Below are 16,500 nucleotides of genomic sequence, written 5' to 3' on the forward strand. Positions count from 1 at the left end.
TCACATGAAACGGAAACTTCTTGCGCTGGCCAGCGCGCTGGCGCTCTGCTTCTCCCTGGCAGGCTGCACCATCTCCACCCCCGACACGGTGGGGACCATCGGCGGCCAGGAGATCTCTTCGGGCCTGTACCTGCTGGCCCAGTTCGACGCATACCAGCAGGCCGCCCAGCTGGCCGGCGAGGACCAGGACCCCTCCAACGTCGGGTCCTTCCTGGGCCAGACCATCACCACCGAGGACGGGGAGAGCGTCACCGTCCGTGACTTTGTGGCGGACGCCACCCTGGAGGACCTGCGCCGCTATGTGGCGGTGGAGGACCGCTTTGCCCAGCTGGGAGGCGAACTGGACCCCGACGCGGCCGCCCAGGCCGACAGCTATGCCGACCAGCTGCTGGAGAACTACGGCGACCTCTACGCCGCCAACGGCATCGGGGAGCAGACTCTCCGCAGCTATGAGCAGAACCTGTTCAAGCAGGCCGCCCTGGTGGACCTGATCTACGGCGCAGAGGGCGAGACCCCTCTCACCGACGAGCAGCTGACCGACCACCTGGAAAACGAGATGCTCTACATCCGCTACACCACCGTCCCGCTGTACAATCTGTCCACCTTCGCCTTTGCGGACGAGGAACAGACCGCCCAGATGCTGGACCTGGCCGGCCAGGCCATCGCGGACAGCACCCCCGCTACCTTTGACGACGCCGTGATCGCCGCCCTGCCCGACATCTACGCCGTGCTGGGCACCGAGATCACCGCCGAGGAAGCCGCCGACCAGATGAACAACAGCTTCATCAGCCTGAGCGAGATGCAGGGCTCCTTCTCGGAGGAGGACACCCAGACCCTCATGCAGCTGGAATTCGGCCAGACCGCCGCGGTGGAGTACGGGGGCACCTCCCTGCTCATCGCCATGCGCCAGGACCCCCTGGAGACCCTGACGCTGGACACGGTGCGCTCCACCGTCCTGTCCGATCTGGGCACCACCCTTGTGACCCAGGACATCGCCCAGGCCGGCGAGGCCCTGGAAGTCAGCCTGGACAGCAGCGCCACAGCAAAGCTCCCCGCCCGCAAGATCAAAACCAGCGTCTGACCGCTTTAGGCAGGGTGCACGCCCTGCCTCTTTTATTCCCCTGACGTATGTTTGACGATGCAGGATAAGCATTCGACTTTTGGCCCCTGCGGGGGTACAATAAAGCCGGCAGAGTTCCTTTTATGTCAGACCATCGAATGGAGGCAATGAAACATATGGCAGTCAAACAGACGGCAGGGCGGGACCAGCTCGGGGATTTCGCCCCCAAATTTGCCCAGCTGAACGACGATGTGCTGTTCGGCGAAGTGTGGAGCCGGGAGGACAAGCTCTCCCTGCGGGACCGCTCCCTCATCACGGTGGTGGCCCTGATGGCGCAGGGCCTTACCGATACCTCGTTCCGGCATCACCTGGAAAACGCCAAAAAGAACGGCATCACCCGGGACCAGATCGCTGAGATCCTCACCCACGCGGCCTTCTACGCAGGCTGGCCCAAGGCATGGGCCGCCTTCCGGATGGCCAAAGAGGTCTGGGCCGACGCAGCGCCCGCCCAGGAGCCCCACGGCGGCCTCTTCGGACTGGGCCAGCCCAACGACGCCTACGCGCAGTATTTCGTGGGCCACAGCTACCTCAAGCCCATCACCGGCGAAAACGGCGTATTCGCCGCCAATGTGACCTTTGAACCGGGCTGCCGCAACAACTGGCACATCCACCACGCCGATCAGGGCGGCGGGCAGATCCTGCTGTGCACCGACGGCCGCGGCTGGTATCAGGAGTGGGGCAAGCCCGCCCAGCCCCTGCAGCCCGGCGATGCAGTGTCCATCCCCGCGGGGGTCAAGCACTGGCACGGCGCCGCCAAAGACAGCTGGTTCTCCCATGTGGCCATCGAGGTGCCCGGCCAGAATTGCCACAATGAGTGGTGCGAGCCGGTCTCCGCGGAGGATTACGCCCTCCTGCCCTGACCTGTCCGCCCCCGAAAGACGTTCCGCAATGTAAAAAGTTCGTAAAACTTAGGTAAAACACTCAAGAAAAGCAGCGGTTTCACACGTGTTACCGCTGCTTTTTTTGTTTCTTTCTGTCACTTCACACCCATGATGCGACATCATTCTTGCAAATCAAATATAAATCAAGTAAAATAGATGTAAGATTTTTGTGCATGGGCTCATGCAAAAGATCTCAGCTCTTGGATGTTTTGCGGCTTCGGCCCGACAGGGGCGCTTCGTTTTCTGTCCCGGGGCCTTTTCCGGGCCGCACTGCGGCCTGCATCGCCCCGCTGGACCTGCCGAAAGGAGTCTGTATCAATTTTATGGATCTGTCATTTACCTCGTTCTGGGGTCAGCTGGTCGGCAACCCGATCCTGATCATCACGGTGGCGTTCACGCTGGGTGTCATCTTCGTCAACGGCTGGACGGATGCCCCCAACGCCATCGCCACCTGTGTGACCACCCGCTGCCTCGGTGTGCGGCAGGCCATCTGGATGAGCGCCCTGTTCAACTTCCTGGGCGTTTTTGTCATGACCCAGATCAACAGCTCGGTGGCCTCCACCATCAGCAACATGGTGGATTTCGGCGCCGACACTTCCAGCGCCCTCATCGCCCTGTGCGCAGCGCTGCTTTCCATCGTGGTATACAGCGTGGGCGCCTCCATCTTTGGCATCCCCACCAGCGAGAGCCACAGCCTGATCGCCGGCCTGTCCGGCGCGGCCATCGCCATCCAGGGGGGCGTGGGCGGCATCAACTTCAACGAGTGGGTCAAGGTGCTGTACGGTCTGGCCCTCAGCCTGCTGCTGGGTTTCGCCTCCGGCTGGCTCATCTGCAAGCTGGTCACCATCCTGTGCCGCAACATCGAGCTGCGCGCCGCCAACCGGTTTTTCCGGGTGGCCCAGATCGCCGGCGCCGCAGGCATGAGCTTCATGCACGGCGCGCAGGACGGCCAGAAGTTCATCGGCGTGCTGTTCTTGGGCCTGGCCTTCTCCCACGGCCAGAACTCGGTGGCCGGCATGGAGATCCCCGTCTGGCTGATGCTGCTGTGCAGCGTGGTGATGGCCCTGGGCACCAGCGTGGGCGGTGAAAAGATCATCAAATCGGTGGGCATGGACATGGTCAAGCTGGAGCGTTACCAGGGCTTCTGTGCCGACCTGGCCGGCGCCGCCTGCCTGCTGTTCTCCAGCCTGTTCGGTATCCCCGTTTCCACCACCCACACCAAGACCAGCGCCATCATGGGCGTGGGCGCCGTCAAGCGGCTGTCCGCCATCAACTACGGCGTCGTCAAGGATATGATGCTGACCTGGATCTTCACCTTCCCCGGCTGCGGCCTGATCAGCTTTGTTATGGCCAAGATCTTTATGCAGATCTGGTAAGCCCCCTCTGCCTGTTATAAGAAAAAGGAGAAATACGGATATGTCGAAAAAGCAGGATGCCATTTATTTTGACAATTTCATCGCGTGCGCCCAGTACGCCAGCCAGGCCGCCCAGCTGCTGAAAGAGATCTTCCACAGCTTTGACCCCTCTCATATGTCCCAGTGGGCAGACCAGCTGCACGAGATCGAGCACGCGGCCGACAAAAAGCGCCACGCCATGACCGACAAGCTGGCCAAGGCCTTCATCACCCCCATCGAGCGGGAGGACATCGCCGATCTGAGCGGCAGCATCGACACCCTGGTGGACAAGCTGGAGGAGGTATGCATCCGGCTGTACATCCACAACATCCAGTCCATCCGCACCGGCGCCATGAATATGCTGGATGTGGTGATCCGCAGCTGCGAGGAAGTGTGCCACCTGATGGAGGAGTTCGCCGACTTCAGGCACTCCAAAAAGCTGAAGGATTACATCATCAAGATCAACTCCCTGGAAGAGGAGAGCGACCGGCTGTTCATCGCCAATATGCGCGAGCTGCACGTCACCCAGCTGGACATCCGCGAGGTGCTGGCCTGGGAGGAGATCTACACCTACCTGGAAAAGTGCGCCGACGCCTGCGAGGAGATCGCCGACCAGGTGGAGAACATCGTGATGAAGAACTCCTGAGTGGACAGAAAACAAGACCCATACAAAAAGGACAGCCCCGCAGGGCTGTCCCTTTCTTTTTATTCGCGATCGTATTTTGTTCACCGGCCGGCAGGGCTGTCCGGCATTTGCCAGGCAAAGTGGTCGGTGTGTAGCCAGGCTTCGGCCTCGTGGCTGAGGGGCTGGTCCAGCTCGTCCCGGTAGAGGGCCAGCACGTCGGCGTTCTCATGGCTGAAACGCACCGCGCTCGAACGGTCCAACCCGTACAGCACCTGGCCGCGCTCGTGGGCCCGCTCGATGTCGTCGCAGTGGATGGGCTGGCCGCCGCCCCCTGCGCAGCCGCCGGGGCAGGCCATGATCTCCACGAACTGGACCTTCACCTCCCCTTTCAGGATGGCCTCGCACAGGGCCCTGGCATTGCCCAGGCCGCTGGCCACAGCCACCCGGACGGTGGTGTCCGCGATCTCGAACTCGGCTTCCCGCCAGGCCCGGCTGTCGCCCCGGCGGGCCTCCCGCACGCTGCGGAACGAATCGGGCCGGGGATTGTGGCCGGTCACGCGGTAGTAAGCGGTGCGCAACGCGGCTTCCATCACGCCGCCGGTGGCGCCGAATATGACGCCCGCGCCGCTGTAATCTCCCAGCAGCCGGTCGAAGGGGGTCTCCAGCACCGAGGCCACCTGCACGTGCTCGGCCCGCAGCAGGCGCACCACCTCACGGGTGGTCAGCACATAGTCCACATCGGGCAGCCCGCTGGGGCTCTTCATGGTGGACAGGGCGCTCTCGGCCTTTTTGGCCACGCAGGGCATCACCGATACGCAGCAGATCCGCTCGGGGGGCGTCTTGATCTGCCTGGCGAACCAGTGTTTGACCACCGCGCCGAACATCTGCTGGGGGCTCTTGGCGGTGGACAGCTGCCCCACCAGCTGGGGGAACTGGCTCTTGAGGAACCGCACCCAGCCCGGGCAGCAGCTGGTGAACATGGGGTACTGCTCCAGCTCTCCTTTGCCCAGCCGGTCCAGGAACTCGGCGCTCTCCTCCATGATGGTCAGGTCGGCGGAATAGCTGGTATCGAACACATAGTCAAAGCCCACCTGCCGCAATGCCCCGGCCAGCCGGTTGACGGTGGCCTGCTCCGGCTCCAGCCCAAAGGCCTCGCCCCAGGCGGTCCGGACGGCCGGCGCGATCTGCACCACCGTCACCGTGTTGGGGTCCTCGATGGCGCGCAGCACCGCCTGTACATCGTCCCGCTCCCGCAGGGCCCCCACCGGACAGTGGGTGATGCACTGGCCGCACAGCGAACAGTCCGCCTCGCGGATGGTGCGGTTGTCCGATACGTTCACGCGGGTGTGGCTGCCGGTGGCCACCAGATCCCAGACGTTCAAACTCTGCACCTTGTCGCAGATCTGGATGCAGCGCATACACTCGATGCACTTGGTGGCGTCCCGGATGAGAGGGAAGGTGCGGTCCCACCGGCGCAGCTTTTCGCTGGGCAAGGTCTCCTGGAAGGGGTTCTCACTCAGGCCCAGGTCATTGGCCAGGGTCTGCAATTCACAGTTGCCGCTGCGCACGCAGAGGGCGCATTTGGCATCGTGCCGGCTGAGGATCAGCTGCAGGTTGGTCCGGCGGGCCCGGCGCACCCGGGCGTTGGTGGTCCGCACCACCATCCCCTCCGATACCACGTTGTTGCAGGCGGGGATCAGCTTTTCCTCTCCCGCCACCTCCACGCAGCACAGACGGCAGGCGCCGATCTCGTTGATCCCTTTCAGGTAGCACAGGTGCGGGATGTGCACCCCCGCCGACAGCGCCGCGTCCAGGATGGTGGTCCCCTCGGGCACGCAGACGGTCTTGTTGTCGATCTTCAGCGTTACCATTTGATGTTTCTCCCTCCCTTAAAGACGCCGTAGCCAAAGTGGTCGCACCGCAGGCAGCGGCCGCACTCCTGCTGGCATTCCTCCTCGGTCATCCCCTGGGTGACCAGCTCGAAATCCCCGGCGATCCGGGCGATGTGGCGGCTGCTCAGGTTGACCCGCCCGCAGGCCGGGCTGTTGGTCAGATGGGGCGCGGGCACGTCCACATCCACCGTGATGGTGTGATGGAAGCCCAGGAAGCTGTCGATGTTGTCTGCCGCCACCTTGCCGGCCGCCACGGCGCGGATGACGGTGGCCGGCCCGGACACCGCGTCGCCCCCGGCAAAGACATTGCCGCTGCCCGGCACAAAGGACGAGCTCTCGGCGTGGATGGCGCCCCAGCGGGTGCCGATGCCGCCCGCCTCAAAGGGCTTGGTATGGATGGCCTGGCCGATGGCCACGATCACATAGTCGCAGGGGATGCGCACCGGCGGGGTGTTGGCTTTCTTGGGGCCGGGGCGCCCGTCCGAGCCCACCCGCCCGATGATCTGGGGCTGGGCCCACAGCGCCGCCACCCGGCCGTTCTCGTCCGCCTCGATCCGGGCCGGGGCGTGCAGGGGCAGGATCTCGCCCCCCTCGGCCTTGGCCTCGTCGATCTCCTCCGGCAGGGCGGTCATATCCTCCACCCGGCGGCGGTACACGCAGGTGACATGGGCGGCGCCCAGCCGCAGGCTGGTGCGGGTGGCATCCATGGCGACGTTGCCGCCCCCGATGACCACCACCCGCTTGCCCGCCAGGTCGGGGATGTTCCCTTCGCCGCACTCCCGCAGCATCCGCACGGCGCTGACCACGCCGCGGCTGTCCTCCCCTTCGATGCCCAGCTTTTTGTCGTCATGGGCGCCGATCGAGATATACACCGCGTCATACTGCGCCTTCAGCTGCTCCAGGGACAGGTCCGGGCCGCCCACCTCGGTGTCCAGCACCACTTCCACCCCGGCATCCAGGATGTACTGGATGTCCTTGTCCAGCACCTTGGGGGGCAGGCGGTAGTCGGGGATGCCGTACCGCAGCATCCCGCCCAGTTTGTGGCGCTGCTCATACACCACGGCCCGGTGACCCATCAGGGTCAGGAAGTAGGCCGCGGTCAGGCCGCCGGGGCCGCCGCCCACGACGGCCACCTTTTTGCCGGTGGGCTCTGCGCAGGGAGGCGGGGCGATGGGCCCTGCGTGGTCCACCGCGTACCGCTTGATGCCGCAGATGTTGACGGCGTCATCCACCATATGGCGGCGGCAGCGGGCCTCGCAGGGATGCTCGCAGACATAGCCGCACACCGCCGGGAAGGGGTTGTCCTTGCGGATGAGGCGGACGGCATCCTCATACCGGCCGGCCTTGACCAGGGCGATGTAGCCGGGCACGTCCACATGGGCCGGGCAGACCACCGTACAGGGGATCGAATGCTGCAGCCCGCAGATGCAGCGGCCCCGCAGCAGATGCTCCTCATAATCGTCCCGGAAGCCGCGCACTCCCTGCAGCACCATCCGGGCCGCCTCATAACCGATGGCGCAATCCGCCGTGTCCAGGATGACCTGGGCGGTGCTCTCGATGCAGTCGATCAGCTCGGGGCCTCCCTCGCCGTCCAGCACGTTCTCCAGCATCTGGGTCAGCTGGCCCAGGCCCACCCGGCAGGGCACGCACTTGCCGCAGGTCTGGGCATGGCACAGCCGCAGAAAGTTCAGAGCCATATCCACCGGGCACAGCCCCAGAGGGCTGGAAGCGATCCGGCGTTCCATATCCCGGTAAAGCCCCTCCAGCACCCGCTGGGACTGGCGGGGCGTCTCGATCACCAGTCGTTTCAAAGGTCCTTTCCTCCTATCCGTCCTATCGTTCGGCTTTCTTTTTGCAGGTTTTGCAAAACTTGTTCCTATCCTGTCTCGGATATCATGCAAGTTGACAACTGCCCCTATTGTACCTGAAAAGTTTGCCAAAGGCAAGTTTTTGCAAAAAAAGCGGGGCTGCCCGGCAAAAGGCAGCCCCGCCCGCACAGGCCGGGTATATTCCGGATCCAAAAACGGACCGCTCTGCTTATGCGCCCAGCTTGGCTTCCAGACGCTGGCGGATGGCCTTGATAAAGCTGTCGCTGTCCACCGGGGTGGGGGTGATGCCCTCGGCCAGGGCGCACAGGTCCTTGGTCATGACGCCCTCGTTCAGGGTCTGGAGGCTGGCTTCCTCCAGCGCCTGGCCAAAGGCCACCAGGTCGGGCAGACCGTCCAGCTCGCCCCGCTTCTTCAACGCGCCGGTCCAGGCAAAAATGGTGGCCATGGGGTTGGTGGAGGTCTTTTCCCCCTTCAGCCAGCGGTAGTAGTGGCGGGTGACGGTGCCGTGGGCGGCCTCGTACTCATATTTGCCGTCGGGGCTGACCAGGACGCTGGTCATCATGGCCAGGGAGCCGAAGGCGGTGGAGACCATGTCGCTCATCACATCGCCGTCGTAGTTCTTGCAGGCCCAGATGAAGCCGCCCTCGCTGCGGATGACCCGGGCCACGATGTCATCGATCAGGCTGTAAAAGTAGGTGATGCCGGCAGCCTCGAACTTGTCCTTGTATTCGGCGTCGTAGATCTCCTGGAAGATGTCCTTGAAGGTGTGGTCGTATTTCTTGGAGATGGTGTCCTTGGCGCCGAACCACAGATCCTGCCCGGCATCCAGGGCATAGGCAAAGCAGCTGCGGGCAAAACTGGCGATGGAATCATCCTTGTTGTAGCTGCCCTGCAGCACGCCGGGGCACTCGAAGTCGTAGATCACCGCTTCCTGCTTAGCGCCGTCCTCGCCGGTGAACCGCAGCTCGGCCCGGCCGGGACCCGGCACGCGGAATTCGGTGCACTTGTACACGTCGCCGTAGGCGTGACGCGCGATGGTGATGGGCTTTTTCCAGGTGCGCACCACCGGCTTGATGCAGTCGATCATGATGGGCGCCCGGAAGACGGTGCCGTCCAGCACGGCGCGGATGGTGCCGTTGGGGCTCTTCCACATCTCGTGCAGCTTGTACTCGTCCATCCGCTGGGCGTTGGGGGTGATGGTGGCGCACTTGACCGACACGCCGTATTTCTTGTTGGCCAGCGCCGCGTCCATCGTCACCTGGTCCCCGGTGGCGTCCCGGTTGGGCAGGCCCAGATCGTAATACTCGGTCTTGAGGTCCACAAAGGGCAAAATCAGCTCATCCTTGATGCTGCGCCAAAGGATGCGGGTCATCTCATCGCCGTCCATTTCCACCAGGGGGGTGGTCATTTTGATCTTTTCCATGGTTCATTCCCTTCCTCTCGGTAATCTATCACGCCGTTTTAAACGGAGCGTTTACTGATATGCAGCCGCCAGGCGCTCCAGGGCGGGCAGGCTGCGGCGCACCTTTTCGGTCTCGATGCAGTAGGCCAGCCGGACATAGCCCTGCACCCCAAAGGTATCGCTGGGCACCAGCAGCAGGTCGAATTCCCTGGCCTTGCGGCAGAAGGCGTTGGCGTCCGCTTCCAGCGCCCTGGGGAAGATATAGAAGGTGCCGCCGGGGCGCTCCACCGCAAAGCCCAGGTTTTTCAGGGCATCGTAGAGGATGTCCATGTTGGTCTGGTACACCGACAGGTCGCTGGTCACCTCCAGGCAGCGGGCCGCCGCCTTCTGGATGATGCTGGGCGGGCAGTTGTGCCCGGTGAACCGGGAGATCTGCACCATCATATCCACCAGCACATCCGCCCCTTCGCAGCCGGGCGCCACCGCCACATAGCCCAGACGCTCCCCGGGCAGGCTCAGGCTCTTGGAAAAGGAGAAGCAGGTCAGGGTGTGGGGGTAGAAGGACGCCGGATAGGGCACCGTCTTGCCGTCAAAGACGATATCCCGATAGGGCTCGTCGCTGACCAGGTAGATGACATGGCCATAGGCCTGGCTCTTTTGGGTGAGGATCTGCGCCATCTGCACTAGGGTCTGGGCCGAATAGACCACGCCGGTGGGGTTGTTGGGGGTGTTGATCAGGACGGCGGTCACCCGGGGGGTCAGCATGGCCTCGAAGGCTTCGAGGTTGGGCTGGAACACCGGGGGCTGGGCAGGCACCACCTTGAGGGCCGCGCCGGTGCCCGCCACATAAGGCCCATACTCGGGGAAGTAGGGCGCGAAGGTGAGCACCTCATCCCCGGGCGCCGTGACGGCCCGCAGGGCGTGGGCAATGGCCCCTGCCGCCCCTGTGGTGGGAAAGATGTGCTTCTGCTCATAGGGCAGGCCAAAATGGGCCTTCAGGTGGGCGGCAGCGGCCATGCGGAACCCCGGGTCTCCCTGGTTGGGGCAGTAGCCGTGGAGGCTCACCGGGTCCTCGTGGGCCAGCAGATCCTGCATGGCCGCCGTAAACGCCGGCGGACAGGGCACGCTGGGATTGCCCAGCGAGTAATCAAAGACGTTTTCATAGCCGATCTGGGCGGCCCGCTGGTGGCCGTAGGCGGCTGTTTCCCGGATGACGCTCTTGTTCGCCAGCATCCGGCGGTAAGTCTCATTGAGCATTTACGCTTCCCCCTTTTTGGCGGGCGGGGCAGCCACATAGCTCTGCTCCACCTTGATCTTGCAGATATAGGCCGGGTCCTGGCCGGCCACAAAGTCCTCCAGCTTCTGCCGGACCGCTTTTTCGTCCCCGGTATACCCCGCCGGGAACACCAGGTCAAACAGCACATTGGTGTGGGTAGGCCCCGGCACCAGCCGCAGGTCGTGGATGGACAGGGCCGGGTCGATGCCCTTGGCCTCCTGGTTCAGCCGGGCCCGCAGCACCCCCACCCGGGCGTCCGAGGTGACGATGGGGTCGTAGTGGATGGTCAGCAGGATGTGCATTTCCTCCCGCACATCCCGCTCGATGTTGTCGATCAGGTCGTGAGCCTCCAAGGGGTCCACTTCGGTGGGGAACTCCACGTGCAGCGAGGCGAACTGCCGCCCCGGCCCATAGTCGTGGACCATCAGGTCGTGCACGCCCAGCACCCGGGGGTAGGACAGCACCTTCTTCTCCAGCTCCTCCACCAGCTCCGGAGAGGGGGTCTCCCCCAGCAGGGGGCTCAGGGTGTCCCGCACCAGGCCCCAGCCCGACCACAGGATGAAGGCGGCCACGCCCACGCCCATGACGCCGTCGATGACGTCCAGGCCGGTGGCATTGCACAGCACCGCCGACAGCAGCACCACGCTGGTGGAGATCACATCGTTGCGGCTGTCGGCCGCCGTGGCGATCAGGGTCTCGGACTCGATGGCGAGGCCCACCCGCCGGTTGAAAAAGCTCATCCAGATCTTGACCAGGATGGAGGCGCACAGGACCGCCACCGTCAGCAGACTGAATCCCACCGGCTCGGGGTGCAGCACTTTGGCGGCCGAATCTTTCAGCAGGGTCAGACCGATGGCCATGATCATGGTGCTGACGGCCAGGCCCGCCAGGTACTCATAGCGGGCGTGACCGTAGGGGTGCTCGGCGTCGGGGCCCTTGGCCGCCAGCTTGAAGCCGATCAGGCTGACCACGCTGGAGGACGCGTCGGACAGGTTGTTGACGGCGTCGGCGGTGATGGCGATGGAGCCGAACAGGGTGCCCACCGTCAGCTTGCCCGCAAACAGCAGCACATTGCACACCACCCCCACAAGGCCCGCCAGACGGCCATAGCGCTGGCGGACGGCGGGGTCCTGCTTGTTCTGATAATCCTTGACAAAGGTGCGTATCAGCAGCTGTGTCAATGAAACGATCTCCCTTCCGTACAGGCATCATACAAATATACCTTTTGTTGACAGTCTTGGCCTTTTTCCGCGACTGTGGATTTAAGTATAACATGTTGCTTTACTGTTGAAAAGTGCTTTGGCCAAATTTTTGCCCTCCCGCAGGGAAAAACGCCCCCTTCTCTCCCTTTTTCCTTCCCCGCCCCGCCGGCCGGGATACACAGAAAGGCGCCCAGCCTTGCGGCCGGGCGCCCGGATTCGATTCCTATTCAGATATTTTATCAGATTTTATCCTTTCGGTTCAATCCCCCAGATCCTCGCCGTTGGTGGCGATGACCTTCTTGTACCAGTAGAAGCTGTCCTTCCGGCTGCGGGCCAGCGTGCCGTTGCCCTCGTTGTCCTTGTCCACATAGATGAAGCCATAGCGCTTTTTCATCTCGCCGGTGGAGGCGCTGACCAGGTCGATGGGGCCCCACATGGTGTAGCCCATCACCGGCAGGCCGTCCTCATCCACCGCCTGGATCAGGGCGCGGATGTGGGCGCGCATATACTCGATGCGGTAGCTGTCGTGGATGCTGCCGTCCGGCTCCACCTTGTCCACCGCGCCCAGACCGTTCTCCACAATGAACAGGGGCTTCTGATAGCGGTCATACAGGCTGTTCATGGTGGTGCGCAGGCCCTCGGGATCGATGGCCCAGCCCCACTCGCTGGTCTTCAGATAGGGGTTCTTGACCCCGCCGAAGGCCGCATTGCCGGAGGCGCCCTCCTTGGCCAGCATCTCGGGGTCGGCGCTGACGCACCGGCTGGAGTAGTAGCTGAAAGAGATGAAATCCACCGTGCCGGCCTGCATATCCGCCTCATCCTCGGGGGTGCAGTCCAGCTGGATGCCGGCCCGCTCCATCCGCTTTTTGGCCCATACGGGGTAAGCGCCCCGGGCCTGGGCGTCAATGAAGAAGTAGTTGTCCCGGTCGGCTTCCTGGGCGGCCCAGATATCCCTGGGGCTGCAGGTGCGGGGGTAATACTGGCCTGCGGCCAGCATACAGCCTACCATGGCCCCCGGCATCATCTCGTGGGCCATCCGCACCGCCTTGGCGCTGGCCACGATCTCGTAGTGGGCAGCCCGGTACTGGACCTCGGTGGGGTCCTCCCCCGGCTCAAACAGGATGCCCGCTCCCATAAAGGGCAGATGGAGCAGCATATTGATCTCATTGAAGGTCAGCCAGTACTTCACCTTGTTCTTGTACCGGCCAAAGATGGCAGCGCAGTATTTCAGGTAAGCGCCGATCATCCGGCGGTCCTTCCAGCCGCCATACTTCTTGATGAGGGCGATGGGGGTATCGAAGTGGCAGATGGTCACCAGCGGCTCGATGCCATACTTATGGCATTCGTCGAACAGACTGTCATAGAAGGCTAGGCCCTCCTCGTTGGGAGTGTCGTCGTCCCCGTTCGGCAGGATGCGGGTCCATGCGATGGACAGCCGGTAGCACTTGAAGCCCATCTCTGCAAACAGCTTGATGTCTTCCTTGTAGTGGTGGTACAGGTCGATGGCCTGGTGTGCGGGATAGCTGTGCTCTGCGTCGCAGGCCAGCATCTTTTTCTCGCCCCGCATCACCGGCATACGGTCGGGCCCAAAGGGGATGACATCCACCGTGGACAGGCCCCGGCCCCCCTCGTCATAAGCGCCCTCACACTGGTTGGCAGCGGTAGCGCCGCCCCATAAGAAATCCTTCGGCAAAGACATGGTTTACCTCCTTATCCTATCTCAAAAAACGCCCCCAAAGGCAAAAGCCCTTTGGGGGCGGCTGGCCGGCGTGTATCGGCCGCCGCCGGCGGGGCAGCGGACCTCCAAAGACACGCCGTATTCTCTTTTCCTTAAGCCTTCGGCTCAGCCTTGGCTTTGGATTTGGCCTTGGGCACGGCTTCCGCCTTGGGAGCCTCTGCCTGGGGTTCGGCCTCGCCGGCCTCCTCGTCCACCACCGCAGCGGCGGGCTTGGACAGGTCGATGCTACGGATCTTCTTGCGCACCGGCAGGATGCTCTTGGGGTTGACCGACAGCTCGTCCACGCCCATCCGCAGGAAGGTCTCGGTGAGGGACGTATCCGCGCCCAGCTCGCCGCAGATGCCCACCCAAATGCCATGGCGGTGGCCCGCGTCGATGGTCATCTTGATCTCACGCAGCACGGCGGGGTGATGGGGGTTGGCAAAGGGCTCCAGCTTGGCGTTCTGGCGGTCCAGCGCGCAGGTGTACTGGGTCAGGTCGTTGGTCCCGATCGAGAAGAAATCGCACTCCTCGGCCAGGTCATCCGCCACCAGCACGGCGGCCGGAGTCTCGATCATGGTGCCCACTTCGATGTCGCCCATCTTCTTGCCCTCGGCAGCCAGCTCCACCTTGCACTCGTCCAGGATGTTCTTGGCGTCGTGGAGTTCGCGCAGGCTGGTGATCATGGGGAACATGATGCCCAGGTTGCCGTAGGCCGAAGCCCGCAGCAGCGCCCGCAGCTGGGTCTTGAAGAAGTCCTTGCGGGTCAGGCAGATGCGGATGGCACGGTAGCCCAAAGCCGGGTTCTCCTCGTGGTCCAGCTTCATGTAGTCCACCGTCTTGTCCGCGCCGATGTCGCAGGTGCGGATGATGACCTTCTTGGGGGCCAGGGTCTCCACCACCTGCTTGTATGCCTCGAACTGGTATTCCTCCGTGGGATAGTCCTTGCTGTTCAGATAGACGAACTCGGAGCGGAACAGGCCCACGCCGCCGGCGTCATTCTGCTGCACAGCGCCCACGTCCCCAATGCCGCCGATGTTGGCATAGACGTTGATGGTGGTGCCGTCCAGGGTGGTGTTGGTCTTGCCTTTCAGCTCCTGCAGCAGGGCCAGTTTCTTTTTGTCCTCCTGCTGGCGCTTCTGCAGGCTCTTGAGCAGGTCGGCGGTGGGGTCCACATAGACGCAGGCGTTGTAGCCGTCGATGACCGCCATCTTGCCGTCCCAGCTGTCGTCGATCTCCTTGCACTGGATCAGGGCGGGGATGTTCATGCTGCGGGCCAGGATGGCTGTGTGGCTGTTGGTGCTGCCCTCCCGGGTGATAAAGCCCAGAAGCAGGCTCTTGTCCATCCGCACCGTCTCGGAGGGGGCCAGATCCTCGGCCACCAGGATGGAGGGTTCCGTGCCCTGCATGCTGTCCACATCGGTGCCCTGCAGGATGTCCAGCATGGCCTGGGCGATGTCCATCACATCGGCGCTGCGGGCCTGCAGATAGGGGTCGTCCATGGCGGCAAAGACGGCCGCCTGGTTGGTGCCGGCCGTTTTGACTGCATACTCTGCGCACATCTTCTGCTTGGTGATGATCTCTTTGATGGCGTCCACAAAGTCGTCATCCTCCAGCATCATGGCGTGGATGTTGAACACCTCCGCGATGTCCTCGCCTGCCTCCTCCAGGGCCTTCTCATACAGGGCGGTCTGCTGGGCGATCGCCTTCTGCTGGGCGTCCTCAAAGCGCAGCAGCTCCGCGCCGGTGTCGGTGACGGGGGTGGTGGAGATGGTGGTATCTTTTTTCTTGTAGATCTTGATCTTGCCGATGGCAATGCCGTTCAATACGCTTTTACCAGTGCCTACCTGCATTACATTCTCATCCTTTCTTTACAGCGCGGCCCCCTCCATGGGCCCGCCCTGCCTTTAAAAAAGCCCCCGCAGAGAACCGCGAGGGCTAAAAATGTGTAGATTTAGAGGTTCTCGGTCATGAACTTCTCGATATCGGCCACAGCGGCATCCTCATCGTCGCCCTCAACCTTGACGGTGACGGTATCGCCCTGCTTGACGCCCATGCCCATCAGCGCCATCAGCTTGCGCATATCACAGCTCTTGCCGTCCTTCTCCAGGGTGGCGGTGCTGGCGTGGCTCTTGACCACCTTGACCAGCAGGCCGGCAGGGCGTGCGTGGATGCCGCAGGCATCCTTAATAGTATACTGGAATTCCTTCATAGATCATTTCTCCTTATAACGTAAACTCAGGGCGGGGCGCCCCGCCCCCCAAACCATGTGCATACAGGCATGCACGACTGTGGATATCTTTATTATAAACCCTGCACCTGATTTTTTCACCCTTTCAATTTGCCAATTTTTTACTTTGTTTTTTGTGGTTTTTTCACAGAACTTTCCGTGTCCCGGCCGGCGCCTTCCCAAAACAGCCGCAAGGCCCCGCCCATCTGGCCCCTTTTGGGGGATGGGCGGGGCCTTTGGGCCCTTCATTCCACCGGATACCCGTTGGCATCCAGAGGCAGGTCGATGTAAGGCGCCGTGCTCTCCTGCGCCTCCTGGAGCTGGGCCGCCGCTTCTGCCGGGACGCTGGCCGCCGCCTCCTGGGAAGCCGCCGCTGCGGCCGCCTCCTGCTGGGCGTCGGCCATGGCGGCCTGCGCGTCGCCCAGACCGGTCACCACGCCCGAAGGCTTGGCGAGCAGGTAGGCGCCCACCGGCTTTTTCTTGTACACCAGCAGCACTCCATAGCAGCTCTCCTGCCCGTTGGAGGCAGACGGGATCAGCGCCTGCCACTTTTCCACTGTCTTGCCCTTATAGCGGGACAGATCCAATCCGCTCTGGGCCACCACCTCGTTGAATGCCGAAAAGCTGTCGTCCCATTTGCGGGGTATCTTGACCTTGTCGGCCGTGATGGACGCCCCGTCCACCTCCAGCCCATACCCGGTAAACCAGGTCTGGATGTCCTGGGCCGACTCGATCCTGCCCCCGGGGCTGGCTGCCGTCTCGACGGTGCGGGTGCTGATATACCGCCCCAGCAGGGCGCTGCACACCACCACCGCGCAGCACATGGCTCCCACGCCGATCTGGCGCAGCCGCGCCCGGTTGAGTGTCAATACAAACATAGGTTCCGCCTCCCCCACACTGTGCTCGTTCACTGGGTACAGCTTATGCCCCGG

At 63.1% G+C, this 16,500-nt stretch carries 13 protein-coding genes; 4 read left to right on the forward strand and 9 right to left on the reverse strand.

Annotated features, from left to right (window positions below):
- Window positions 1-4: 4 nt before the first annotated feature.
- The 4 genes from B5G12_RS09885 to B5G12_RS09900 all read left to right on the forward strand — a co-directional run bounded on the left by B5G12_RS09885 (window position 5) and on the right by B5G12_RS09900 (window position 4,041).
- Window positions 5-1,081, forward strand: a complete 1,077-nt coding sequence (locus tag B5G12_RS09885) for a hypothetical protein (RefSeq protein WP_087324811.1) — start codon at window positions 5-7, stop codon at window positions 1,079-1,081.
- A gap of 155 nt (window positions 1,082-1,236) precedes the next feature.
- Window positions 1,237-1,980 (forward strand): carboxymuconolactone decarboxylase family protein, encoded by a 744-nt coding sequence (locus B5G12_RS09890; protein WP_087324812.1) that lies wholly within the window; start codon window positions 1,237-1,239, stop codon window positions 1,978-1,980.
- 344 nt (window positions 1,981-2,324) lie between these two features.
- Window positions 2,325-3,377: an inorganic phosphate transporter gene (locus B5G12_RS09895; RefSeq protein ID WP_087230989.1), complete on the forward strand. Its 1,053-nt coding sequence runs from the start codon at window positions 2,325-2,327 to the stop codon at window positions 3,375-3,377.
- A gap of 40 nt (window positions 3,378-3,417) precedes the next feature.
- Entirely contained in the window at window positions 3,418-4,041 is a 624-nt protein-coding gene (locus tag B5G12_RS09900) for a DUF47 domain-containing protein (protein WP_087324813.1), read from the forward strand.
- A gap of 80 nt (window positions 4,042-4,121) precedes the next feature.
- Here the strand turns inward: B5G12_RS09900 and B5G12_RS09905 are convergent, their stop codons facing one another.
- The 9 genes from B5G12_RS09905 to B5G12_RS09945 form a co-directional block, all read right to left on the reverse strand.
- Entirely contained in the window at window positions 4,122-5,891 is a 1,770-nt protein-coding gene (locus B5G12_RS09905) for a [FeFe] hydrogenase, group A (protein WP_087324814.1), read from the reverse strand.
- On the reverse strand, window positions 5,885-7,723 hold the full coding sequence (locus B5G12_RS09910) for an NAD(P)-binding protein (protein WP_087230998.1): 1,839 nt from the start codon (window positions 7,721-7,723) through the stop codon (window positions 5,885-5,887). Before B5G12_RS09910 ends, B5G12_RS09905 begins: the two co-directional genes overlap by 7 nt.
- 226 nt (window positions 7,724-7,949) lie before the next feature.
- The gene (locus B5G12_RS09915; protein WP_087324815.1) at window positions 7,950-9,164 is read right to left on the reverse strand and encodes an NADP-dependent isocitrate dehydrogenase; all 1,215 of its coding nucleotides are present in this window, start codon (window positions 9,162-9,164) and stop codon (window positions 7,950-7,952) included.
- Between the two features lie 51 nt (window positions 9,165-9,215).
- The gene (locus B5G12_RS09920; RefSeq protein ID WP_087324816.1) at window positions 9,216-10,400 is read right to left on the reverse strand and encodes a pyridoxal phosphate-dependent aminotransferase; all 1,185 of its coding nucleotides are present in this window, start codon (window positions 10,398-10,400) and stop codon (window positions 9,216-9,218) included.
- On the reverse strand, window positions 10,401-11,600 hold the full coding sequence (locus B5G12_RS09925) for a cation diffusion facilitator family transporter (protein WP_087324817.1): 1,200 nt from the start codon (window positions 11,598-11,600) through the stop codon (window positions 10,401-10,403).
- Between the two features lie 280 nt (window positions 11,601-11,880).
- Entirely contained in the window at window positions 11,881-13,320 is a 1,440-nt protein-coding gene (locus B5G12_RS09930; RefSeq protein WP_087324818.1) for a 6-phospho-beta-glucosidase, read from the reverse strand.
- A gap of 131 nt (window positions 13,321-13,451) precedes the next feature.
- Window positions 13,452-15,191 carry a phosphoenolpyruvate--protein phosphotransferase gene (gene ptsP, locus B5G12_RS09935; RefSeq protein ID WP_087324819.1) on the reverse strand — a complete coding sequence of 580 codons (1,740 nt, stop codon included), beginning with the start codon at window positions 15,189-15,191 and terminating at the stop codon, window positions 13,452-13,454.
- A gap of 101 nt (window positions 15,192-15,292) precedes the next feature.
- The gene (locus B5G12_RS09940; protein WP_087324820.1) at window positions 15,293-15,550 is read right to left on the reverse strand and encodes an HPr family phosphocarrier protein; all 258 of its coding nucleotides are present in this window, start codon (window positions 15,548-15,550) and stop codon (window positions 15,293-15,295) included.
- Between the two features lie 263 nt (window positions 15,551-15,813).
- Complete coding sequence (locus B5G12_RS09945; RefSeq protein WP_087324821.1) at window positions 15,814-16,446, reverse strand: DUF4830 domain-containing protein; 633 nt, start codon at window positions 16,444-16,446, stop codon at window positions 15,814-15,816.
- Window positions 16,447-16,500: the final 54 nt, after the last annotated feature.

The organism is Faecalibacterium sp. An58, from assembly GCF_002161515.1.
Taxonomy (GTDB): Bacteria; Bacillota; Clostridia; order Oscillospirales; family Ruminococcaceae; genus Faecalibacterium; species Faecalibacterium avium.